Consider the following 23163-nt stretch of genomic DNA (forward strand, 5'->3'; position numbering starts at 1 on the left):
CGCTCCGCGAAAGCCGAGAGTGGAGGTGCAACATGAAAAAGTCGTTGGTAAGGCTGGCGATCGTTGGTCTGCTGACAGGCGCGTGCTTCCTCGACGTGGAGCAGCGCGGCGCCGGGATCGCTCACGCGAAGGAGCCTGCGGCGTCCGAGCGCAGGGGCGGCGGCTTTCAGGGCCGCTTCGGCTGGGACGCCTCCGGCACCATCGTCGGGCAGGGCAATTTCGTGGCGAATGGGACCATTACATTCCACCGCAATGGGACGCTCACCGCCACGGAATCGGGGAATCTCGAGGGTACGTACTTCACCGATACCTTTACCGGTACATGGACGCTGGACCAGGACGGCACGGGCACCTTCACCACGGTCGACTCGTCCGGCGGCGTCAGCGTCTTCGACTGGGTGCTGACGGCGCAGGGGCAGCGGGGGACAGCGATCGCCAGGGACGCGGGGGACGTCACGCTGCTCAGGATGGAGCGACAGTAGCCCTCTCGCTGCCCGCTCTGGCTAGCGCCCGCGTGGCGCTCTGAACTGGCTGCCTGGCCCGGCTACCGCCCGGATTCCCCATCGGGCGGCGCCGGCGGATTCCGCTCGAGCGCCTCGATGCGCCCGAGGAACGCGCGTCCCCGGACCGGATCCGTCATGTACACGAACGCCGCGAGCCCCTTGAGCTGCGCGAGCGTCTCCCCCTTGCCGGGCCTCCCCAGCTCGCGGTTGCGGATCGCCGCGCGCAGCGCGCGCACGCGCTCGCGCGGGACCCGCGCCGCCGGGACGGCCTCGCCCGCGCCGTTGACGACGAGGCCCGTCACCTTCTGGCGGCTGCCCTTGCGCATCACCACGGTCTTGCCCGGGTGCAGCCGGAAGCCCTCCGCGCTCAAGATCTCCCGGACGCCCCGGAGCAGCGCGCCCACCGGCGCGCGGGGCCGCGCGGCGCCAGCGAGCCCGGGCGCATCGGGCGCCTCGGGCGCGCGGAAAGAGAAGGTGAGATCGTCCGCATACCGCGTGTAGCGGAACCCCAGCTTGCGCGCGAGCCCGGACACGCGCCGATCGAGCCGCAGGCAGATCGCGTTCGTGATCGCAGGAGAGGTGGGCGCGCCCTGCGGGAGCACGCGCGGGCCGGTCGCCACGTGGAGCGTCTGCCCCCGGAACTGCACGACCTCGCGCGGCGCCTCCGTCGCGAGCAGCGCGACGAGCGTCGCCGGACCCTCGGCCACCCCCGCCTTGCGGAGCAGGCCGCGCACGCGGCGCCACGTGATCGTCGGGAAGAAGTCCTTGATATCGATCTTGACGATCGTGTCGGCGCCGGCGTGCGCCGCCGCGTTCGTGACGATGGAGCGGCTCGCGAGGAAGCCGTGCGCCGCGGCGTGGACCGGGAGCTTCTCGAACAGATGGCGGAGCGCCCAGCGCTGCGCGCGCTTGAGCTCCCGCTTCGGAGACGAGATGGTCCGCGCGCTGCCGTCGCGCTTCGGGATCAGCCAGCGCCGGTAATGCGTGCCGGTGTCGACCTCGCGGTGGTACGCGAGCCAGCGGAGCCGCGGGATCGACAGCCCGAGCGCGCTCGCGAGCTCGCCCGCGGAAGGCAGGTCGGGCAGGCCGCGCGACCGCGCGCGCTCGGCGAGGCCCGGGACGTCGAAGGCGTCCGGCCCTCCGCGATCGCGGAAGTGCACGCCGGCGCCGAGGTGGTTGATGTGCGTGGCGAGGTACGCCTGCCAGGCGAGGCGGCGCAGCGCGCGGCGCTCCCGGGCCTCGACCTTCTTGCGCTCCTTCCACTGGGCGCGCTCCCGGTCCGACATCGCCTTGGGATCGCCGGTCGCGACGGCGCCGCGCGCGACGAGCTCCGCGCTCACCCACGCGTCGATCCCGCCCGCCTCGGCGATCGCCTTCCAGCGGGCGACGCGCTCCTCGTGGGCGAGGCGGCGCTCCTCGGCGCCGCCGCGGGCCGCCGCGACGGGCGCGGGCGGCGTCGCGAGGGGGAGAACGACGGGGGCTCGGGCGGGGACGGTCGCGTCGATCTTCGCGGTCATGTCTCGGTGGAAGCGCGGCTGTGAAGCACGAGGGAAGCGGCCAGCGGCCGGCGTCGAGCTCGGCGCGCGGCAGGATCGCCCTTCGCCGGTCGCGGGTTCATGTCGCCAAGAGAGGCCCCGAGCGCATCACCTTCTACCCATGGGGCACGGTAGCCTCACCGGTTCTCCGGCTAGACCAGCGCTACGGCGCCGGGAGAAACGGCGGTCTCGAGGTTGTCTCAGCTCTCCCGGCGCCGTAGCGCTGGTCTAGCCGAAGAGAACCAAGAACAGGCTACCTTGCGGAGAGTGACTGGCGGTTCCTCCAGAGCGGCGCGACGCCGCTCCTGCGCTCGAGGCGCGGAGGCTGGTGCGTTCAGAACCTCTCCTGGCAACACGACGCAATCTGACGTTGGCTGAGACCTCCTTCCCCCTTCGTCACGCCGACGACGCCTCGGCGTCGACGAACCCCGACGATGTTAACGCATCCAGGCGCTTGAAATACGCGTCGCGCGCTTCGCCGTCCGTGTCAAACCAAATGCGCTGATGGCGAGGGTCATCCTTGCCGCGCGTGCCCCACGACAGGTGCACGACACGGTCGTCCAGCGAGACACGGTAGACCACCTCCGCGCCCGAGGCCTCGCGGCGCACGTAGGTGCGCGTCTCGGCGCGGATGAGCGCCCGCCCCTCGGCCGTCGTTCGCTGGGCGTCCCGCGCGGCGCGCTCGCGGGCGTAGGCGACGCGGAGCGCGATCATGTGCTCGCACGGCCCCTCCCGGAGGCCGCTCCGGCGGAACGTGGGGCAGCTGCACCACGCGTCCGAGACGCGGCCCTCGAGATCCACCGTGAACCGGGGCGAGAAGCCGCGGTGCGCCTCCCGGTCCGCGACCTCGCCGTGGATCTCCGTCCCCTCGCCGGCGATCTCGTGCACCTTGGTCGGCCGCACCGCGCCCGGCGCGGCGAGCAGGCGGTGGGCCGCGGCCTCGCGGGGCGAGCTGTAGCGGATCTCGCGCTCGTCGACCGGCTCGGCGAAGAGCTCGCGCGGGCGGTAGACGCGGCGCGCGACGTCGTAGAGCACGCGGCCGCGCAGGCACTCGAGCTGGAGCGCCGCGCGGGCGTCCTCGGCGCTCGCGCCGGCCGCGAGCGCCGCGAGCGGGAGCGGCCCGCGCTCGCGGAGCAGGGCGAGCTGCCTGCCGGCGAGCGCGTCGAGCGCGCCGCCGCCGCGCTCGCCGTCGCGGGGCATCAGGGCGTCGAACGAGGCGGCGCTGGCCCAGCTCGCGTCGGTCCAGCCCGTGAGCGCGACGGTCAGCGTCGCGCGGCCGAGATCGAGCACCCAGAAGACCGGCAGCCCGGGGCCCCGGAGCTCGGCGCGGGCGCCCCGCACGTGCGGCAGGAGGCGCGAGAGCGCGAGCAGCCGCTGCCGGCCGAAGGTCCGGACCACGCGCGGCGGGCCCTCGTACGGCGGGCCGTGGCCCTCGAGGAGGATCTCCCAGGGCTCGAGGATGAGGCGCGGCGGCTTGCCGGGGACGAGCTCGAAGCGCAGGCCGCGCGGCGGCTTCTTCGCCTTGCGCGTGCGGAGCACGACGAGGGCGTTGTAGAGGTCGATCGGGGCGAGCTCGCACGAGACGGCGGGGAGCGTCGCCGCCGACTGCACCTGGAGGAAGCCGCGCAGCCACGTGGCCGGGACCTCGAGCGAGCGCTCGATGGGAATGGACGGCGCGGCGCCGCCCGGGGCGCGGGACGCGCCGGCGTCGAGCTCGACCTTCGTGTAGACGCGCAGGCGATCGATCTGCTCGACGATGCGCGGCGAGAGATCGACGAAGGCGGTGCCGTGGGCCGCCTCGCGGCCCTCGAAGAGATCGCTCGCGAAGGCGAGCCGGGCATAGGCGCTCTCGTCGCGCGAGAAGACCTCGATCGCGACCTCGTCCGGGTGCACCGTGAGCACCGGATCGAGCGCGCCGGCGGGCTTGCGCGCGCCGGGAGAGCCGTCGCCCTGGCCCGCGGCGCCGCCGAGGGCGCCCTCCAGGTACGCCTTCTGCGCCTCCCAGATCGCCGCGGTCGCCTTCTTGCCCTGCTTCATCAGGTAGGCGAGGTACGCGGTGCGATCGCGGCCCTTGTACCGGAGGTCGCTCTCCAGGAGCGTCGCCAGCGTGACCATCGCGTCGCGGAAGAGCGCCGCGTCGCGGAGGGTGCCGCGCACGCCGATCGGGCCGCGGGCGCTGTCGAGGGAGAGGCGCACGCTCGACTGGAGCGGGGCGGCGGCGAGCTCGCTCGGCGCGGCGTACCGGAGGTGGATCGGACGGGCGAGGGCTGCGGTCATGCGTTGACTCCGTCGGGGGGCCCGGGCTCGGCGGGCGCGCGCGTGATCGAAGCCCGCCGCGCGCGCTCGTTCGCGGCGCTGCGCTTCGCGCGGCGGTACGCCCGGTACGCGGCCTTGCGGACGGCGACGTCGGGCGCCGCCGCCTTGTCGAACGCGAGCGCGGCCAGCGCCTCGATCGCGCGCTCGCCGCCGGCGCGGCCGAGCGCGGCGATCGCGTCGAGGCGGGCCGCGGCGTCGCCGCCCTGGCCCCGGGCGAGCGCGATCAGCGGGGCGAGCGCGGCGGCGTCTCCGCGCGCGAGCATCGCCGGCAGCGCGAGGCGCCGGCCCGGCTCGCTCGCCGCGAGCGCCGAGAGCGCCTCGGGCGGGGCGGCGCGCGCCGTCGGGCCGAAGGCGACCGGATCGAACGGCCGCGCCGCCGCCGCGCGCGCGGCCGCGCCGTCCGGCGCGAGCGCGGCGAGCGCGGCCGCCGCGGAGGCGCGCACGCCGGCGTCCATGTCCACGAGGGCCGCCGCGAGGGCGTCCGCGGCGCCCGCGGGCGCCGCGCCGCCCGCGGCCGTCGCGAGCGCGGCGAGCGCGCGCGCGGCCTCGCGGCGGACCTCGCCGGGGGCGGCGCCGTCCGCGAGGAGCGCCGAGAGCGCGGGCGCCATCGCGGTCGCGCCGGCGCGCGCGCCGGCCCAGAGCAGCTCGCGCCACGCCGCGGCCTCGGCGTCGCGCGCGTCGCCGTGCGCGGCCGACCAGCGCTCCGCGGTGCGCCGCGCCGCCGCGGCGACCGCCGGGGCGAGGGCCTCTCGACCGCCGTCCACGGCGCCGGCGGCGATGAGCCGCGCGGCCTCCTGCCGCGCCGGGGCGCGGTCGTCCTCGAGCATGGCGCGGAGCGCGGCCGCCGGCAGCGACCCGCGGCGGAGCAGGCCCATGGCGAGGCGCCGCCGGAGCTCCTCGTCCTTGAGCGCCGCGAGCCGCGGCAGGAGCTCGGCCGGGTCGGCCTCCGCGGCGAGGTAGCTCGCCGCCGGGCTGGCGATGTCGTCGTGCTCGCTCGCGACCGCGAGGAGCTCGACGCGCGTCCGCTCGCCCGGGAAGAGCTTCTCCAGCGCCTTGCGCGCGCCCTTGCGGACCTCGGCGCTCCGCGCGTCGAGCGCGCGCGCGAGGGCGGGCTCGGCCGCGCGGTCGCCGAGCTCGCCGAGCTCGTTCACGGCGACGAGGCGGAGCCGGTCGGGCGTGTCGCCGGCGCGCGCGAGCTCCTCCAGCAGCACGCGGGCGCGCTCGCCGCCGATCCAGCGCACGCCCCGCGCCGCCGACTCGCGGAGGTCGACGGCGTCGGCGTGGAGCGCCTGCTCGACGCGCTCCGAGGCGCGCCGGCGGAGCTCGGCGCCCTCGAGCTTCGGGGCGATGCGGCCGAGCGCCTCGGTGGCGGCGGCCTGCATGCTCGTCTCGACCGGCGCCTCCTTGGTGCCGCCGGCGGCCACCGCCTCGAGCTCGTCCAGCGCGCGGGCGTCGCCGAGCGTGCCGAGCGCGAGCAGCGCCCGCTCGCGCTCGCCGGGCTCGCCCGCGCGCACGACGAGCATGAGCGGCAGCAGCGCCGCCGCGAGGCCCCGCGCGGCCACGCCCTCGGCGGCCGGCAGCACGAGCTCGCGCGCGCCGGCGCGCAGCACCGCCTCGAGCGGGCCGGTGGGCGCGCCCTTGTCCTTCACGCGCTTCGCGTACGAGGTGACGGCCGCGACGCGCGTGGGGAGGTCGCGGTCCGAGAAGAGCGGGACGAGCAGGTCGTTCTGCGCGGGGTCGTCGCCGAGATCGAGCTCGCGCGCCGCGGCGAGGCGGAGCGCCGGGTCCTTCGCGCGCGCGGCGGCGGCGAGGAACGCGACCGCGCGCGCCGCGTCGCGCTTGTCGCGCTCGCGCCCGCGGTCGACGATCTCGAGGCACGCCTTGAACGCGGCGCCCCGGACCTCGGGGGCCTCGTCCTCGAAGCGCGCCGCGAGGGCGGGGATCGCCTCCGGGTTGCGGGCGCTCCCGAGCGCGCGCGCCAGCGCGGCGCGGTCCGCCGGCGCGGCGGCCTCGTCCATGCGCGCCGCGAGGGCGCGCACCGCGGCGCCGCTCGCGAGCGCGACGAGCGCCTCGCGCGCGCGGGCGAGCGTCGCGCTCGCCGGCGGCGCCGCGCCCTCGCGCAGGAACGCCGCGAGCACGTCGACCGCGCGGTCGTCGCGGCGGCGGGCGAGGAGCTCCGCCGCGCGCAGGCGGAGATCGTCGTGGTCGCTCTCCATCGCGCGGCACAGGGCCGGCACGATGCGCGGATCGCTCGACGACGCGAGCCGCTCGAGCACGCCGAGGCGCAGGTCGGCGTGCTCGCTGCCGAGCGCGGCGAGCAGCGGCTCGAGGCTGCCCTTGGGGCAGAGCCGCTCGAGCAGCTCGAAGGCGTAGCGGCGCACGTCGGCGAGCGGCGAGCTCAGCGCGCGCGCGATCTCGGGCCGGGCGCCGTCGCCGCGCGCCGCGATCTCGTCGAGCGCGGTCCGCGCCACGTCGGCCGACGCCGACGCGAGCCCGAGCGCGAGCGGCTCGCCGGCCCCCTCCGGGAAGAGCGCCTTGAGCCCGGCGAAGGCCGCCTTGCGGACGAGGTGGTGCGGGTCGTCGAGCGCCCGGACGAGCGGCGGGATCGCCGCCGTGCTGCTGACGTGGCCCTTCTGGCAGACGTCGACGATGCGGTCGATGGCGTCGCGGCGGGTCCGGTGCGCCTCGTCGTCGCCCGGCGAGACCTGCCGGAGCAGGCCCATGTACGCGCCGAACGCGAGCCAGCGCAGCCGGCGCTGCTCGCCCTCCGGGACCGCGTCGCCGGCCGGCCGGTCGCCCTGCTTCTGCCCGGGCTGCGCGAGCTGCGCGAACAGGCGGCGCAGCCACCCCTTCGCGGGCCGCGTGTCGGTCTCCTCCGCGGCGCGCGGGGTCGTGTCCGCCGCGACGGGCGCGCCCGCCGGGCGCAGCGCGGCCACGCGCTTCGCCTCGCGGAAGTACTCGACCGGCTTGCGGCGGATGCGGAGCACCTGCGCGGCGGCGTACCGCTGCTCCGGGTTGTCGCTGGCGAGCGCCTCGGCGAGCCCGACGAGGATGCGGCCGCGCGCGACCTCGGGCGGCCAGTCCTTCATGCCGGCGGGTTTGTCGCCCTCGGCCGCGCCGTCGCGATCCCGGTCCGGCTGCGCCGCGGCGTCGGGGCGCGGGGGCATCAGCACCTCGATGAGGTGGGCGAGGTACGCCTCCAGATCGGTGCGCAGCTCCAGCGCGCGCGCCGCGGCGAAGCGCACGTCGGAGCGCTGCGACGAGAGCGCGCTCGTCAGGAGATCCGGCGGATCGCCGCGGCGGAAGGCCCGGAGGTCGCGCGCGAGCACGATCGCGAAGACGAGCTCCTGGACCTCGCGCGAGCTGTCCTCGAGGCCCTGCAGCATCCCGCCGTAGCCCTCGGGCCCGAGCGCCGCGAACGACATGATCGTCGCGACGCGGATGGGCGGGTGCTCGTGGCGCAGCGTGCCCGTGAGCACCGGCAGCGCCCGCACGTCGCCGAGCCGCGCCAGCCCGTCCGCGGCCCACGAGCGCACGGCGACGTCGGCGTGGCCCATGGCGTCGAGCAGGTAGCCCTCCTCGCCGCGGCGGGCGGCCATGGCGAGCCCGCGCGCCGCCTGCTCGCGCACGTCGGGGTAGTCGTCCTTGAGCAGCTCGGTGGCGAAGTACTTGACGAGCCGCGGCGAGCCGAGCGTCGCCAGCGTGGTCGCGGCGCGGGCGCGGAGCGGGCCGAGGATCTGGATCGGGAGCTCTTTGAAGAGGCCTTTGTCGGCGAGGAGCGCCCGCATGGGGCTGATCAGCTGCTCGTCGCGCCGCGCGGCGCAGAGCTCGGCCGCGCGCACCCGGAGGTCGAGGTGGCTCGACTGGAGGCCGATGTGGAGCGGCCCCGCCTCGCCGGGCAGGAGCTTGTCGAGCGCCTCGATCGCGGCGGTGCGCGGCCCCGCGTGGTCGTCCTCGAGCAGCCGGACGAGGGCGCTGCGGACGGCGTCGCTCACCGGCGCGCGCGCGGCCCCGCGGGCGCCGCTCTCGCGGACCGACGGGTGGATCGACGCCATCGCGGCGAGGTGCGGCTCCGCGGCGTCCTTGCCGCGCAGCTTGACGACCGCCTCGTACGCGGCCTGGGCCACGCCGTCGTCGCGGTCGCCGATCGCCGCCTGGAGCCGCTCGGCGGCCCACGGCTGCTCGCCGTGCGCCTTGAGCTCCTCGACGGCGCGCAGGCGCAGGTCGGGGAAGCGCGCGCGCTGGGCGCGGTCGAGCGCCGTCCGCGGATCCGAGGCGTGCCACGACCAGAGCGTCCGGAACGCCTCGCGGCGGACCTTGGGCGACTCGTCCTCGATCGCGTCGGCGAGCAGCGCCTCGGCCTCCGGGGGCCTCGGCCCCTTGCCCTCGCCGGCGAGCGCCACCAGCCGGTCGAGCCCGCGGACGCGGATGTCCTCCTGCGACGAGCGGAGCGACGCCTCGGCCACGGCGAGCGGGGCCGAGGGCTCGAGCCGCGCGTACGCCTCGAGCGCCGCGGCGCGCACCGCGCCGTCCGCGTCGTCGAGCATCCAGACGAGCCGCTTCTCGGCGCGCGTGTCCCGGAGCTCGGCGAGCGCGGTCACCGCTTGCCGGCGCAGCGACGGGTCCTGCTCGCGCGTGAGCTGCAGCAGCGCGCCGAGGGCGCGCGTGTCGCCGAGCTGCGCGAGCCCGCGCGCGCCGCGCACCGCCGTGTCCGGGGTGCGGCACGCCATCGCGGTGAGCAGCGGCTCGAGGTCGGGCTCCGCGGGCCCTTCGCCGGGGCTCCCCACGCCGGGGATCCGGGCGCGCGCGGCCTTCAGGTCCGCGTCGTCGGGCGCCTTCGGCTTGGCCTTCGCGTCCGGCGCGGGCGGCTCGCCGCCGTCGCGGGCGCGCCGCAGCACCTCGGCCGCGCGCCGCGCGATGTCGAGCGCGGCGCGGCCGAGATCCTCGTCGCGCGCCTCGAGCGCGTGGGCGAGCGCCCGCCGCTCGATCACCTTCGCCGCGAACGCGATGCGGCGCACCTCGGCGTCCTCGTCGTCGAGCGCGCGCGCCGCGATCGGCGCGAACGCCGGGGCCGAGAGCCAGCCCTCTAGCGCGGCCCGGATGAGCGCCTCGACCCGGAGGTCGGCCGGGCCGCGCTCGAACGCGGCGCGGAGCGGCTCCGGGCTGCCCGGGTGGAGCTTCTCCAGCTGGTCGAGCGCCGTGAGCCGGACCGACGCGTCGCGGGCGGCGAGCTTGTCGGCGATGAGCCCCGGGATGAGCGGCGAGCTGCCGTGCAGCTTGCCGAGCTCGACGAGCGCCCGGCGCTGCACGTCCGCCGCGCGCGCCTCGAGCCCCGCGCGGAGCGGGGTGAGCGGCGCGTCGCGGTCGATCGCGCGGAGCGCCTCCAGCGCGGCCAGGCGGACGGACGCGTGCTCGTCGTCGAGCGCCTCGCGGAGCTTGGCGCGCGCGCCGCGGCGCCCGCGCGCCCCGAGCTCGCGGGCGGCGAGCGCGCGCACCTCGGCGTCGCGGTCCGACCGGAGCGCGCGCGCCGCGGCCTCGAGCGCCTCGGGCTCGTCGAGGGCCGCGAGCGTCTTGACGGCGGCCTCGCGGGCCGGCCGCGCCCCGGAGAGCGCCTGGGCGAGGACGTCGAAGCCGTGCGCGAGCTCCGCGGCGCCGTCCGCGAGGGCGCCCGTCGCGTCGATCGGGAAGCGCCACACCGTGCGCCGGTCCCCCGCGGCGAAGACGGCGCCGAGCCCGTCCTTCGCGTCCGCCGCACCGCGGCCGGACGCGCGCGACCCCTTGCGCGCGGCGGCGCCCTCGGCGGGCGCGAGCGCGAGCGCGTGGAGCGGCAGCGCGCTCGTCTCCAGCGTGCGCGGCTTGCGCCGGTCCTCGAGGCGGTGGACGCGGATCGCGCCGTCCGCGCCCGCGGACACGAGGCGATCGCCGGCCTCCTTGCCGTCGTCCTGCGGCGGCGCGGCGGGCAGGCACAGCAGCGCGCGGACCCCGCCCGCGTGCCCGGTCCCGTCCGCGCCGCGCACCTCGCACTCGACGTCGCCGACGAGGTACCAGAGCCGCACGGTGCCGTCGTCGCCGCCCGACGCGAGCCGCCCGTCGCGCGGCGTGAACGCGAGCGCCGCGACCGGCCCGTCGTGGCCGGGCATGTCGCGGCGGGCGCCGGTCGACAGGGTGATCACGCGGACGACGCCGTCGTCGCCCGCGGCCGCGACGAGCTCGCCGGCGGGGTCGAAGGCGACGGCGCGGAGCGGCGCCGCCGAGAGCGCGAACGCCGCGATCTCGGCCGCGGCCCCGGCCGGCGGGGCAGCGGACCCGTCGCCGCCGCCGACGCGGAAGACGCGCAGCGCGCCGTCGGCGCCGACGGTCGCGAGGCGCGCGCCGCCTGGCGCCGCCGCGACCGCGGTGACGCCGCCCGGGTGCGCCTGAATCGCCTGCGCCTCGGCCGCGCCGCCCGCGACGAGGCGCAGCGCGCCGTCGGAGCACGCCATGGCGAGCACGTCGCCCGCGAACGCGAGGCCGAGCACGTGCGCCGGCACGTCGATCGAGCGCACCGGCTTGTTCGCCGCGTGATCGAACAGCGTCACCTGGCTCGCGCCGGCGGGCGATCCCGCGGGCGACGTCCCACCCGCCCCGCCCGGCGCCGGCGCGCGCACCCCGCCCACGGCGAGGAGCCGCGGGCCGGCGGCGAGCGCGCGGACCTTCTCGTAGTGGCCGATCGCGTGGCTCATGCGCGCTCCTGTCCGGCGCCCGGCGCGGCGAGCCCCTCGATCTCGAGCCCCGGGTGCGCGCGCCGGAGCCGCATCAGCGCCGCCAGGCACGCCTGCCACTCGCCCTTCGCGATCGACCCGGTGAACTCGGCGATGACCGGGGCGACGAGCGCCGCGAACGCCGCGTCCTCGACCGCGAGATCGCGCACGACCTCGATCACGTGCCGCTTGGCCTCGCTCGCGGACAGGCGCCGCCGCGGGCCCGCGTCGTCGCCCGGCTCCGGCGAGCGCCCCGCGGGGATGCCGGAGAGCACGTACCGCAGGAAGGTCCGGAGCGCCTCGACGTCGGCGAACCGGCCCGCGTCCTCGGGCTCCCCCGCCGCCGGGCGCGGCGCCTCTTCCTTCCCGCGCGCGTTCCCGGGCGCGGGGCGCGGCTGCCAGCCCGGCGGCAGATCGCGCGGCCGGTGCTTCTCCCAGAGCATGCGCACCGCGAAGAGGCGCACCTCGCGGTCGGCGCTCTGCATCAGCCAGCCGAGGCGCTCCGGGCCGCCGAGGCGCGCGTAGTGCTTCAGGATGAGCGACAGGCCGAGCTCGCGCGCGCTCTTCTTCAGGCTCTCCGTGAGCGCGAAGACCTGCGCCGGATCGAGCTCCTCGAGCGTGAGCGTCATCGCCGGATCGGCCGACGGATCGCCGGCCTTGCGGAGCGCGTCGAAGGCGATGTTGCGCACCTCCTTCGCGTCGCTGTGGGCGAGCTCGTAGACGCGGGTCTGGTAGCCCCACGCCCGCAGCTCCGCGCGGGTGATCAGCGCGGCGAAGCGCCGGACGTCGTCCCGCTTGTCGGAGAGCGCGGGCCAGATCCGCTCGGCGGTGAACGCCGAGCGCTTCAGCGCCGGCTTCAGATCGAGCTCCTTGGCCTCGCCCTGCTCGGGCCCGAGCGTCGGGTGGTGGCACCGCAGGTAGGTCTGCGCGAACGCGCGCATCGGCTCGGGCTCCTTCTCGCCGAGGGCGAGCGCGAACAGCCGCGCGGTGCCCGCCTCGCGATCGCCGCGGCCGCTCGCGTCCTGCCCCGCGTCGAAGTCCTGCGGCTTCATGTGCGCGAGGAGGTACCGGCGCGCGAAGCCGTTCAGCGTGGGGTCGGCGCGCCGCGCGAGCGCGAGCAGCCAGGGCAGGGTGAGCTGCCGCGCGGTCACGATCTTCGGGTTGCCGAGCACCGAGAGCGCGACCGCGCGCGTCTCGGCGCTGAAGACGAGCCCCTTCAGCCGCTCCACGCCCTCGGCGGTCAGGTCGGGCAGGGCGTCGGCCTTCTCCAGCCAGGCCGCGACGGCGCGCCCGATGCGCTTCCGCGTGAGCGCGCCGAGCAGCCACGGCGTCCCGATCGCCGCGACCGGGTGCTTGCCGAGCGCGTCGAGCGCGATCTCCGTCGCGCGATCGTCGTCCTCGTGGCGCGGGTCGTCGAGCACGCGGATCCAGAAGGCCGGCCCGAGCTCCCCGGGCCGGTACTTCGCCTTGAAGTAAGCGGCGGCCCACCGCTTCTGCGCGCCCTCGCCGTAGATCATGTCGACGAGGAACGGCTCGGGCAGCTCGGCGCGGTCGAAGCTCTCGCCGAGCGCCTTCCCGGCCCAGGCCTCGGTCTCGCCGTGCTCGAGCAGCCGCCCGAGGAACGCGAAGCCGAGCGCGCGCGGGGTCCTGCCCTGGAGCGCCGACGCCGCGAAGGCGCGCGTCTCCTTGTGCTCGGAGGCGAGCAGCGCGGCGAGCCGCTCCGGGTCGAGATCCGCCGCGTGCGCGCGGGCGTACTCGATCGCGAACGCGCGCGCCTTGGGGCTCGGCGAGCCGAGCAGCGCGAGCGCGGCGTCGTGCAGCCCGAGGCTCCGCAGCTTGCTCTGGTGGAGCTCCGGCGAGCCGAGCAGCGTCTCGATGAGGAAGTCGTGCGCGCTCGCGAGCGGCCGGGCCGCGAGGCGCGCGAGCCACGCGGGCGTGGCGGCGCTCCGCAGCGCGTCGGCGAAGTCCTTCTTGAGCCCCTGGATCGCGAACCGCGCCGGCGGATCGGCCTGGCAGGTCGAGAGCAGGAGCATCAGCGGATCGGGCGAGCGCTTCCACGCCTCGCCGAAGGCGCGGTGCTTCACCATGTCGCTCGGCGGGACGCCGCCGTGGAACGAGCGCCCGTCGTACTTGCCCGCGCCGTGCGCCCAGATGTGGTTCGCGACCCAGAGGTCGCGGAAGGACGTGTCCGGCGTGTAGTGGCGGAGGACCTCGACCGCGAACTGCGGGTAGAGCTCGGGCGTGCTCCGGCCGAGCTCGCGCAGGAAGCGCCACGCGCGGCGGCGCATGTAGATCAGGGTGCCGCGGGAGACCTCGCGCCGCCCGCCGCGCGAGAGCTCGGCGTCGAAGCGGTAGGCGAGCGCGCCGAAGAGCTCCGCGTCGAGGCGCGCCTCGGCCAGCTTGTAGATGCGCTTGAGCCCGCCCCACGCGCCGAAGACGAGCGGCGCGCTCTTCGCGACGTCGCAGAGCGCGCCGCGCCCGGCGTCGGTGCCCTCCTCGTAGATGCGGACGAGCAGATCGGCGAGCTCGAGCCGCGGCGGCGGCGCGGCGTCGACCTGCGCGAGGAAGCGCCGCCACGCGTCGGTCGCCTGCTCGCGCCGCTGCTCGGGGGTGCTCCTGCCCTGCGCGACCGAGAGCAGCTGCAGGAACGCCGCGAAGGTGAGCGCGCCCTCGCGGGGCGGCGCCTCCGGCGCTGGATCCGGCTGCTCGAGGTAGGCCTCGAGGATCTCGGCCAGGGCGGGCGAGCCGCTCGCGGCGAGCTGCTTGACGTTCGCGATGTCGATCGGGTTCGGTGAGCTCGCCAAGGCGCCTCCCGCGGCGGGATGGCCTGAGAGAATCGCGAGCCCTGCGGATCAGGTCAAGCGGAGTCGACTCACGCGGCGCGCATCCGGGCGATGCGCCGCGCGAGGTGCGGGTCGCTGCCCGCGTCGAGGCCCGCCAGGTACTCCTCGAGCGATCGCCCGCGCTGGGCGAGGTGCGCCGCGAGGTAGGGCGAGAGCGCCTTCCACCGGAGAGCCCAGCCTACCTCGGCGCTCATCGAGCCGTGGTGTGGCCGGTCGACGAGCAGCGCGCCGAGCCGGAGGCCGAGCTCCGGGTCGCCGAGCTCCTCGAGCTGGCGCCCGAGGACGGCGAGCGCGCCGGCGGCCGGCGAGGTCGCGGGCGGCGCCTTCCAGGTGTCGCGCACGGCGCGCGCGAACGCGGCGGCGTCGAGCTCCGAGAGCAGCTCGATCGCGCGGACGAGCGGCAGCCGATCGGCCGCGCTCGGCGCGACGACGCGGGCCATGAGCGTGTCCAGCGCGGCCGACAGCGCCGCGTCGGTCGCGGGGTCGACCCCGCCGAGCGGCTCGAGCGCGCGGCGGGCGCGGCGGACGGCGCGCCCGAGGGCCCAGCTGCGCCGGCCGCGCGCGGCCGCGAGCGCGGAGAGCGCGTGGACGGCGGCCCTCCGCTGCGCCTCGGTGGCCTGGCCGGGCCGCACGCGCGGCGGCAGATCGAGCTTCGCCGGCGGCGGGGCGGTCTTGTCGCCGCTGGCCGGGGCGCTGCCGGCGGGCGCGCCGCCCGCGGGGGCGGCGACCTCCTGGTAACCCTCGCGGAGCTTCTCCGCGATCTTCTTCTCGCACTCGCGCGCCGCGGCCTCCGCGGTGGGGAACGCCTTCTCCTTGCGCTGCCCCGCGGTGCCCAGCCGGCCGTAGACGACGACGAACGTCGTGTCGTCCACGTCGGCCATCCAGAACTTGGCGCTCGTCCCCTGCACGAACTCGAACCGGCGCATGGAGGCGAAGCTATCACGCCCTCACGCGCTCGTGGGCCCCCGCGCCCGGAGGCGCGGGCGCGACGTCGAACTCGATGTCTCCGTCGGCCAGCGTGAAGGTGGCATAGGCGAAGTCCCTGGTGGGGAAGTGCCATAGCGCCGTCCCCCCGCGCGCCACCGGCCTGCCATCCACGATCATCCACCCCGCGACGGGCGTCGACCAGCGCGCCTGCACCATGTCCCCTGGAGGGTCGGGGTCATTCACGTAGCGGTCGGTCGTGCTGAAGTCGGTGACGGCGCCGCGCTCGTCGACGAACACGCGCGCCGTGACGGTCCTCCCGTGATCGGTGAGCGCCACGTCGAAGGAGCCGTCGTCGACCGCCGTCCACGTCGTCTCGGGGCCGAGCACCATCGACGGCGCGAACAGGATGGCGTCGTTCAAATAGGTGACGAGCTCGCCGGTGTCGATCTTGGCGCTGGCCTCGTCGACCACGCTGATGGTGTCGAGCATGCGCCCGAGCATCCGGCCCTCGCCGCGCACGTATGTGTCGCGCACGAGCAGCGGCATGAGGCCGTAGCGCAGCCGCATGTGGAAGATGCGCGCGATCCCGAGCCGCGTATCGTACTGCCACGCCTCGCACGCCTTCCACGGCTGGTCCGGCCGCGCGCGGAACACGCCGGTCCACCGCGCGCGGAACGACCACACGCGCGGCCGGCCGACGACCCTCATGAAGCGCAGGTAGCGCTGCGCCGTCGCGGGGAGCGCGGCGAGCTCGGCCTCGGTGACGCGCGCGCGCGGCCCCGGATCGCCCGCGAGGCCGGCTTCTGCGACCTCGCGGAGGAACTTCGCGCGCATGCTGCGCGAAGGCGCAAGGCCTGCGGTCGATGGGCTGCTGGACGTACGTTCGTTTTCCACGGGAGGGCCTCCTCGGGGAGGCGTCCGAGCAGGACCCGTGCCGGTCGCGAGGCCGCGCGGTCGCCCCACAGAGGGGTCGCCCGGGCGCCTCAGGACGGCGGCGGAGAGGCCGGCCGTCGCACCAGCACGAACGGCGCGACCACGAGCGACAGGAACCGCAGATCGAGCTGGAGCGGCCAGCGCGCGAGATCTTCGGCCGTGGGCTTGGTCAGCTTGCCGGCGGCGATCCAGGCCTGGACCTTGGCGGCGTCGTTCGCGGCGACGGCCTCGCCGACGTCCAGGAGGTCGAGGTCGGCCGCGACGAGGATGACACCGTCGCGGGCCGCGTGGGCGCGGAGATCGGTCCAGAAGACCTCCCCGAGCGTCTTGGCGAGCTGTTCGCGCATGGGGGGCAGCATAGAGCCCCGGCGGCGGCCGCCAAGCCGGCAAGGCGCCGCGGCCGGCGGGGCGCCTCGCGGGCGCCGCGCCGCGGAGGGGGCGGCTCGCGGGCAGGGGAAGGGACGGCGACGCGCCCGCCGCGGCGCGCGCGCTCCGCGCTGGGCAGCGCAGCGCCGGCGGCCGCGACCGGGCTCTCCTCGAGGGCTACCAGCCCATGTTGTGGTGAATCCAGCAGTCGATCTGCTCCCAGCCGATCGGCGTGCCGCGGTGGCCGTTGAGGATGTGGCCCGTGTCGGGGACGATCGCCTTCGTCACGCGCGCGGCGCTCGTGTAGAGCGCCGCGTCGGAGTCCACGTACGACGCCGGCTGCAGCTCGTCCGTCTCCCCGAACTGGATGAGCACCGGGCTCGTCACGCCGTGGATGCCGGAGAGCGAGGGGTCCTCGGAGACGGCGAGGAGGCTCAGGAACTGCCCGCGCGTGTACGTGTCGGCGATGTTGGCGTTGTCGAAGGCGATCAGCGCGGGGTCCGCGTTCGCCGCGTCGTAGAAGATGTCGGAGCGGATCTCCGGCGGGATCGCGATATAGGGCGTCTGCAGCAGCGCGGAGATCGCCTCCGGGGAGACGGGGATCGGGTGCGGCGTGAACGTGAGGCCGGTGTTCACGAGGACGTCCGCGTCGTTGTACGTGCTCTGAACGTACGTGCTGATGATGGCGCCGTTCGAGTGGCCGACGAGCGCGATGCGATTGAAGGGCGTCTTGAAGACCCCGCCGCGGGTGCGCATCTCGGTGAGGACCTGATGCACGCTCTCGGCCGTCTCGGCCAGGTCGAGGAAGTCGCCGTCCGGCCGGCTGCTCTCCCCGGCCCCGAGCATGTCGAGCGCCAGGACGGCGTATCCCTCCTTGGCCATGTGCCGGGCATAGGAATAGTCGCGTCCGCCGATCGACGGGATGTCCCAGTACTCGTGCGTGTAGGTGAGCCCGTGGACGAGCACCTGAAGCGGGCGATACTTGTAGTGGTCGCGATAGTAGAGGTAGCCCACGACCTCGTACGTGTTGCCGTCGGAGAGGGTCACCGGGAACACCAGGCGCTCGACCTTGGTGTGCCGGCTCGACGACGACGCCTCGGCCTGGCCCGCGGGGACAGAGGTGGCCGCGAGCGCCGCCGAGAAGAGAACCGTGCTGAGTGTGCGGGAATACAAATTCATCGATCGACCCTCATGGTTGCGGAAGGTGATGGGAGGTGAGGCAACGTCTCTCGCGGTGCGATGTCCCGTGGTCTCTCAGCTCCAACTCCACCTCGCAAGGCTCGCAAACACCGGACCATAAAACGTCTGATCCACCAAGATAGCTCACGAGCCCTGCTCGCGCTGCCCTCAAACACATTTCTTAATGAGTTTCGTCTCGGGGGCGACGTCCGTGTGAACCGCTGGACCCGGCGGTACCGTGGCGCGGCGCAGACGCCGCACGGGTCGTTGCGTTGATCGTTGCGTTGGTCGTGCGTCGATCATTGCGTTTTGCCGCAATGATTTGCGTCCGCGGACGGCGCGGATGCCCATTCCCTGCAGATGTCGGAGCCCACGTCCCCGTTTCGGTTGCTGTACTGGCGATAATTTTACTGCTATGCTTCAAGGTTTTTCGCCATCCGTCGTGGCCAGCCGCCGCCGTCACCGCGTGATTCCGGGGTGATGCGCTGGTATGCGATTTTCGCGGCCGTACTGCACTCCGTCGCCTCGCCCTTCGGTGACCCAGCCCGAACGGGCGATTCCGGGGAGCCTCGACCTCGACGCGGGCGCTCCGCGGAAGCGCGCCGCGCAGCCGCGTGGCCGCGCTCCCGCGCAGCCGCGTAGGGGGCAAGGTCGATGCCGCTCAGAAGCTCGCTTCGACGCCGAGGCTCGGGATGACGATGGGCCCGAGCTCCTCCGGCTCGCAGCCGCGCAGGAGCGAGCACTCGTATTGCAGCGTCTCTTTGCCGGCCGTCGCGTTGAGCGCCTCGACCGTGAGCGAGATGGTTCGTCCCTCCCTGAGCACCCACCGCTTCTCGAGCCGTAGATCCAGCCGGAAGAACGCCGGCAGCCGCTCTGGCAGGTTCAGCCCTCGTACGTACCGAGCGATCTGCGCGCGCAGCCGCTCGCGCCGGCGGATGTCTTCCTCGGTGTCGGGGCGATCCTCACCGTCCTCGGGTCGCTGCCCGTTCAGGGCGTCGTTCCCCCAGAGATCGTAGTCGAGCGTCATCGGAAGGCCGCTGTAGAACACCGCCCGGCCCCCGAGCTTCCAGCCGCGGCCCAGATCGACCGCGGCGGCCGCGTTGAGCACGTGCCGGCGGTCGAAGGCCGAGTCGAACGTCTCGCGGCCGACGTGGCGGACCGAGCGCGAGAGCGTGTAGGACACGAACCCGCCGACCCGCTTCGACAGGCTGCGATGCGCGTGGATCTCCAGCCCATGGGTGCTGCCGGTGCCGCGCAGCTCCGCCCGCTGCGCGAGGCCGATGTCGGTGCCGGGCAGCCGGTTGCCGAGGGCGTCGCTGAGGTCGAAGAACCCGCTCCGGAACGCGGTGTCGTCGCCTTGATCCCCTCGGGGAGCCGGAGCTCGACGCCGGCGCTCGCGAGCAGCCCGGTCTGCACGCCGCCCCGCAGGCCGCCGATCTGGAGGCCCGGCACGGCGCCGAGGAAGCTCGGCGGCTGGTGGGTCACGCCGAAGGCGCTCAGCAGGGCGACGCTCCGCGTGGCCTGCAGCCGCGTGGCGAGGCGCGGATCCACCGTCGCCGCGGTCTCGCCGCCCGAGGAGAAGAAGTCGCCGCGCATGCCCGGCACGATCTCGAGCCCGGGCACGGGGCGCACGACGACGTCGGCCCAGAGCCCGGCGGCGAGGTCCTCCCGGGTCGTGAACAGGCGCGCGAGCGCCCGGTCGTTCCGGCTCGGGAAATCGCCGTCGTTCTCGCGGATGTCGATGTCGAAGCGCTCGAGCTGCGCGTCGGCGCCGGCGCGCACGGTGAGGTGCTCCGAGGCGGGCGCGGACAGCTCCACGCGCGCGCCGAGGAGGCGCGTGCTCCCGGCCCGCTCCCCGTCCTGGTTCGAGCTCTGCTCGTAGCCGAGCGTGACGGCGTGCCGCAGGCGGCCGCCCCGGCGGAAGAACCGGTCGTAGCGCAGGTCGAGCCGGTGGAAGTCGCCGGCGAGCACCACGTCGGTCTCCCCGTCGTCCTCGATCTCGGCGAGGTAGTCGTGCGACCCGAAGGCGAAGAGCCCGACCCGATCGTACGGCGACAAATCGTAGGTGGCGCGCACCTGGTAGTCCCAGTACCCGAGCTCCACGCCGGGCGAGAAGAGCGAGAGGAGCGCGCCCGGGTAGGCGTAGCGGCCGCCGACGAGCGCGGTGCCGCGGCCGTCTGCCCAGGGCGCCTCGACGAGGACGCCGGCGTCGAACAGCCGGACGTTGGCCTCGCCGTGGAACAGGCGCGACGGCTCCCTCGTCTCGCCGGCGATGACGCCGCCCGTGTAGCGCCCGAAGCGCGCCGGGAAGCCGCCGGGGTAGAGATCGACCCGCTCGACGAGCGCCGGGTGGATCACGCTGGGGCCGAGCGCGACGTGGTAGAGCAGCGGGACGCGCACGCCGTCGACGAAGTAGCCGACGTTGCCGGGCGGCGCGCCGCGCACGAAGAAATACGGCACGCCGGAGGCGATGGGCGTCACCCCGGGCATCGCCTCGACCGCGCGGAACGGGTCGCCGAACGCGCCCGGCATCTGGCGCACCTCCTCGCGGGTCATCGAGGTCGTCATCGGCGCCGCGCGCTCGCCCACGACCACGACGTCGATGGCCTGCGGCGGCGGAGGCGGCGGGGGCGGCGCGGGGCTCGCCAGGGGCAACAGCGGCCCCGCGGCGGCCGGCGGAGGCTCGGCCGGCGCGGCCGGGCGAGGGTCGCGGAACGCCACGCGGAACAGGATGCGCGCGCCGATGGGCTGCCCGCCGCGGCGCGCGGGCTCGAACCGCCACGACGGCGCCGCGCGCGCGGCTGCGCTCGCGAACGGCTCCGTGCCCTCCACCGCCTCGGCCTCGCTGACCGTTCCGTCGGCGCGCACGGTGATGCGGAGCACCACGGCCGCGTCGCCCGCCTCGCCGGGCGGATAGGGCGGCTCCGTAGGGCCGCGCGGAGACGGCATCACCACATCGGCGGGCGCCTGTTCAGCGGACTGCGCCGCCGCCTTGGCCGCGCCCAGCGCGGCGAGGGCGCCCAGCGCCGCAACGGCCGCGCTCGCGCAACGCCGGCGACGCGCGAGAGCGGCCTCATCACGCCACATCACGCTACCTCGCCTCTTTGCGCGATGCGTCGGTGTGCTCGGTTGCTCGCCCTTGCGGAAATCGTTGGAAGCACTCATGAAACAGGCATACGGAGTCGCTGCAAAATGATAGGTTGAGCCCCGTTGCAACTCGGTATGAGGTGCTGGGTCTCATCGCCCAAGGAGGGCTATGGTACTCTCTTCCTGCAAGCGAACCATTCCATTCCTCGCCCTACCTCTGGTCACTGCTGCCTGCATCGGAGCGGAGGTCGACGCGCGGGACGGGCTCGCTGTCGACGAGCTGGACGAGCTCGTCGGAGAGGCCGAGAGCGCGCTCGAGAACGGAAACGGCATGCTCGCCAACGCGCTGAGCCCGAACGCGCTGAGCCCGAACGCGCTGAGCCCGAACGCGCTGAGTCCGAACGCGCTGAGCCCGAACGCGCTGAGCCCGAACGCGCTCTCGGCCATCCGGGACACCGGGACGAACGGGACGCTGTCGCGTTCTCTCCTTCGCTACGTCGTGAGCTGCGCGCTGACGCCGGACCAGACGTTCTCGTTCTCGTGGACCGACAGCGGCGGGGTCGTCCACCAGGAGACGTACCGCGGCGATCTCGGGTTCGCGCCGTGGTGGGCATACCAGGCGCTGTCCGACGACTATCAGAAGGAGTGGGTCACCGCCTGCCTCGCCTCGAGGACGAACTGGTACGGCGTCTCGGTGGTGATCTCCTCGCGGGGCCCTCACAGCAAGACGAGCTCGACGCCCACCGAGCGCCAGCAGTACTCGATGAGAGAGGGCGCGTTCTGGGGGAACCTGTTCAGCCCGACGCCCTATGTGCAAGCCTGCTACTCGTCAACCGGGGTCACCCGCGCGCGGCAGCTGCAGCGGGACTGCGCGGCCGGTCACCTCGCGGGCGGGAGCGCTGTCCAGCAATGCGGCGCGATCAACATCGTCGGCGCGTGCGACTCCATCTGTGCCGTGGCGCCTCCGCCCACCGACGGGACCACCCCCAGCAACCACTTCAATAGCTGTACCATCGGCGGCAACCCCAGGTACAACGTGCTCACGACATTCCTCACGCCGTAGTCCCGGTCCCTCCAGGGCGAAGGGCCGGGCGTGGACCCGCACGCGCCACGCGCGGAGCGTGTCCGCAGGAGGCGATGCGGTCCGGAGCCTTCGGGGCGAGGGGCCAGCTCGCGGCAGGAGCGGGGGCTGAGGCCGTTTCCGGGTGGACGACCCCCTCGGCTCTCCCGTAGATAAGCTCACGGCGGCGACGTGGGTTCGAAGAGGAAGCAAAGCAAGAGGCCCTGGAGTTCGCGGGCGCTCGTCGCGCTCGCCGTCGCCGGGCTCAGCGCGGCGGGGGTCAAGTGCGGCCTGGAGCGCGGGCTCGAGGAGCTCGGCCTGGGCCGCGGCGAGGACCGGCCCTCCCGGCCGTCGCCGTCGTCCGGCCGATCCAGCAGCCCCTCGCCGCCGAAGGGCGCTCCGACGAAGGGCGCGCCCTCGCCGCGCCCGCCGGCGCAGAGCGTCCACCTCGAGCTCGGCGTGCCGGCCCGCACCGGGGCGCAGGCCGCCCGGGCCGAGGCCGCGGCGTCCGACGATCACCTGATGATCAAGCCCCAGTACGCCCTCTCCTACAACCGCTCCAGGAACGTGGCGAACTGGGTCAGCTGGCGGCTCGACGCGGCGTCGTTCGGCGACGCGCCACGCCACCGGGGCAAGTTCCTCGCCGACGCGGCGCTGCCGGACGGCTGGTACCGCGTGCAGCACGACGACTACACCGGCTCCGGCTTCGATCGCGGCCACATGGTCCGCTCCGAGGAGCGGACGCGGACGCCCGACGACAACAAGGCGACGTTCCTCCTCACGAACATCCTGCCGCAGCGGCACGACCTCAACGCCGGCCCGTGGCTCCGGCTCGAGGAGGCGTGCCAGGAGCTCGCGCAGAAGCAGCGGCGGGCGCTGTTCGTGATCGCCGGCGGCCTCTTCGACGGGCGCGCGCGCCCGGACACCATCGGCAAGGGCGTCGCCGTGCCGGACGCGTTCTTCAAGGTCGCCGTGGTCCTCGAGCCGGGGCAAGGGCCGGACGACATCGGGCCGGCGACGCGCGTCATCGCGGCGGTGATGCCGAACGAGGCGGGGATCCTGGACCAGGGCTGGGGGCAGTACCGCACGACGGTGGACGAGATCGAGCGGCGCGCGGGCTACGACCTCCTGACCGCCCTGCCCGAGGCGGTGCAGCGCGCGCTCGAGGCGCGCACCGACGACGGGCCCGAAGGCGGCCGCTGAGCGGCGCGCCCTCCGTCGATCACGTCTCGACGACCCTGGTCTTGAGCCCGAGCCACGCGCCCGACGGGTGGCGGCCGACGACGTAGGCGTCGATGTCCACGCGCCCCACGCGGTAGACGCGGAGATCGGCCAGGTGGCGCTCGAGGAGATCGGCGAGCTGCTGGTACCGCCCGGCGTCGGCCTGCGCCGCCTCGCCGGCCTCGGCGGGCGGATCGAGGACGGGCGCGAAGAAGTCGTCGAGGGTCGTGACCTCGACCGGCGTCTCGGCGGCGAGGCCCTCGGCCGCGCGCAGCGCGGCCGGCGACGACGCGTCCCCGCGCGACCGGAACGGCTCCAGCGGGTGATCGGACTCGCTGGGGAACAGCAGGTGCTGCGCGGCCTCCCCCAGGGAGGCGAGGAGCTCTTCGGGCGACGCTGAATCGGCCTGCATGCGGATCTCCGGAGGGGCGGCGCGGCGAGGGCGGGCTCGCC

At 75.3% G+C, this 23163-nt stretch carries 14 protein-coding genes; 3 read left to right on the forward strand and 11 right to left on the reverse strand.

Features of this window, described 5'->3' with window-relative positions:
- Positions 1-32: 32 nt before the first annotated feature.
- Positions 33-482, forward strand: coding sequence for a hypothetical protein (locus WME83_RS11790; RefSeq protein ID WP_437319371.1), 450 nt, complete (start codon positions 33-35; stop codon positions 480-482).
- 62 nt (positions 483-544) lie between these two features.
- On the opposite strand, the gene WME83_RS11795 is transcribed toward WME83_RS11790, so the two are convergent.
- The 10 genes from WME83_RS11795 to WME83_RS11840 form a co-directional block, all read right to left on the reverse strand.
- Positions 545-2020: a reverse transcriptase family protein gene (locus tag WME83_RS11795; protein WP_437319372.1), complete on the reverse strand. Its 1476-nt coding sequence runs from the start codon at positions 2018-2020 to the stop codon at positions 545-547.
- Positions 2021-2434: 414 nt separating this feature from the next.
- Positions 2435-4315 (reverse strand): SWIM zinc finger family protein, encoded by a 1881-nt coding sequence (locus tag WME83_RS11800; protein WP_437319373.1) that lies wholly within the window; start codon positions 4313-4315, stop codon positions 2435-2437.
- Positions 4312-11076 (reverse strand): HEAT repeat domain-containing protein, encoded by a 6765-nt coding sequence (locus tag WME83_RS11805; RefSeq protein ID WP_437319374.1) that lies wholly within the window; start codon positions 11074-11076, stop codon positions 4312-4314. The genes WME83_RS11800 and WME83_RS11805 overlap by 4 nt, the downstream gene beginning before the upstream one ends.
- On the reverse strand, positions 11073-13898 hold the full coding sequence (locus tag WME83_RS11810) for a hypothetical protein (RefSeq protein WP_437319375.1): 2826 nt from the start codon (positions 13896-13898) through the stop codon (positions 11073-11075). The genes WME83_RS11805 and WME83_RS11810 overlap by 4 nt, the downstream gene beginning before the upstream one ends.
- A gap of 68 nt (positions 13899-13966) precedes the next feature.
- The gene (locus tag WME83_RS11815) at positions 13967-14863 is read right to left on the reverse strand and encodes a WGR domain-containing protein (RefSeq protein WP_437319376.1); all 897 of its coding nucleotides are present in this window, start codon (positions 14861-14863) and stop codon (positions 13967-13969) included.
- Between the two features lie 13 nt (positions 14864-14876).
- Positions 14877-15758 (reverse strand): DUF6544 family protein, encoded by an 882-nt coding sequence (locus tag WME83_RS11820; RefSeq protein ID WP_437319377.1) that lies wholly within the window; start codon positions 15756-15758, stop codon positions 14877-14879.
- Between the two features lie 89 nt (positions 15759-15847).
- A complete protein-coding gene (locus tag WME83_RS11825) occupies positions 15848-16144 on the reverse strand; it encodes a DUF2288 domain-containing protein (RefSeq protein WP_437319378.1) in 297 nt (98 codons plus the stop codon).
- Between the two features lie 196 nt (positions 16145-16340).
- Complete coding sequence (locus WME83_RS11830; RefSeq protein WP_437319379.1) at positions 16341-17342, reverse strand: alpha/beta hydrolase; 1002 nt, start codon at positions 17340-17342, stop codon at positions 16341-16343.
- A gap of 661 nt (positions 17343-18003) precedes the next feature.
- Positions 18004-18369: a hypothetical protein gene (locus WME83_RS11835; protein ID WP_437319380.1), complete on the reverse strand. Its 366-nt coding sequence runs from the start codon at positions 18367-18369 to the stop codon at positions 18004-18006.
- Positions 18366-20291: a TonB-dependent receptor plug domain-containing protein gene (locus WME83_RS11840; RefSeq protein WP_437319381.1), complete on the reverse strand. Its 1926-nt coding sequence runs from the start codon at positions 20289-20291 to the stop codon at positions 18366-18368. Before WME83_RS11840 ends, WME83_RS11835 begins: the two co-directional genes overlap by 4 nt.
- Before the next feature lie 307 nt (positions 20292-20598).
- Between WME83_RS11840 and WME83_RS11845 the strand changes: the two genes are divergently transcribed.
- A complete protein-coding gene (locus tag WME83_RS11845; RefSeq protein WP_437319382.1) occupies positions 20599-21492 on the forward strand; it encodes a hypothetical protein in 894 nt (297 codons plus the stop codon).
- Positions 21493-21681: 189 nt separating this feature from the next.
- A complete protein-coding gene (locus WME83_RS11850; RefSeq protein ID WP_437319383.1) occupies positions 21682-22692 on the forward strand; it encodes a DNA/RNA non-specific endonuclease in 1011 nt (336 codons plus the stop codon).
- A gap of 19 nt (positions 22693-22711) precedes the next feature.
- Here WME83_RS11850 and WME83_RS11855 read toward each other — a convergent pair whose 3' ends face one another.
- Positions 22712-23122, reverse strand: coding sequence for a nuclease A inhibitor family protein (locus tag WME83_RS11855; RefSeq protein ID WP_437319384.1), 411 nt, complete (start codon positions 23120-23122; stop codon positions 22712-22714).
- Positions 23123-23163: the final 41 nt, after the last annotated feature.

Origin of the sequence: Sorangium sp. So ce385, assembly GCF_051474135.1 — a bacterium.
Lineage (GTDB): Bacteria > Myxococcota_A > Polyangia > Polyangiales > Polyangiaceae > Sorangium > Sorangium cellulosum_D.

Coding starts and splice junctions, on each gene's coding strand:
- WME83_RS11790 (WP_437319371.1), top strand. CDS start 33: ATGAAAAAGTCGTTGGTAAGGCTGGCGATCGTTGGTCTGCTGACAGGC.
- WME83_RS11795 (WP_437319372.1), bottom strand. CDS start 2,020: ATGACCGCGAAGATCGACGCGACCGTCCCCGCCCGAGCCCCCGTCGTT.
- WME83_RS11800 (WP_437319373.1), bottom strand. CDS start 4,315: ATGACCGCAGCCCTCGCCCGTCCGATCCACCTCCGGTACGCCGCGCCG.
- WME83_RS11805 (WP_437319374.1), bottom strand. CDS start 11,076: ATGAGCCACGCGATCGGCCACTACGAGAAGGTCCGCGCGCTCGCCGCC.
- WME83_RS11815 (WP_437319376.1), bottom strand. CDS start 14,863: ATGCGCCGGTTCGAGTTCGTGCAGGGGACGAGCGCCAAGTTCTGGATG.
- WME83_RS11825 (WP_437319378.1), bottom strand. CDS start 16,144: ATGCGCGAACAGCTCGCCAAGACGCTCGGGGAGGTCTTCTGGACCGAT.
- WME83_RS11830 (WP_437319379.1), bottom strand. CDS start 17,342: ATGAATTTGTATTCCCGCACACTCAGCACGGTTCTCTTCTCGGCGGCG.
- WME83_RS11835 (WP_437319380.1), bottom strand. CDS start 18,369: ATGACGCTCGACTACGATCTCTGGGGGAACGACGCCCTGAACGGGCAG.
- WME83_RS11840 (WP_437319381.1), bottom strand. CDS start 20,291: ATGCCGTCTCCGCGCGGCCCTACGGAGCCGCCCTATCCGCCCGGCGAG.
- WME83_RS11845 (WP_437319382.1), top strand. CDS start 20,599: ATGGTACTCTCTTCCTGCAAGCGAACCATTCCATTCCTCGCCCTACCT.
- WME83_RS11855 (WP_437319384.1), bottom strand. CDS start 23,122: ATGCAGGCCGATTCAGCGTCGCCCGAAGAGCTCCTCGCCTCCCTGGGG.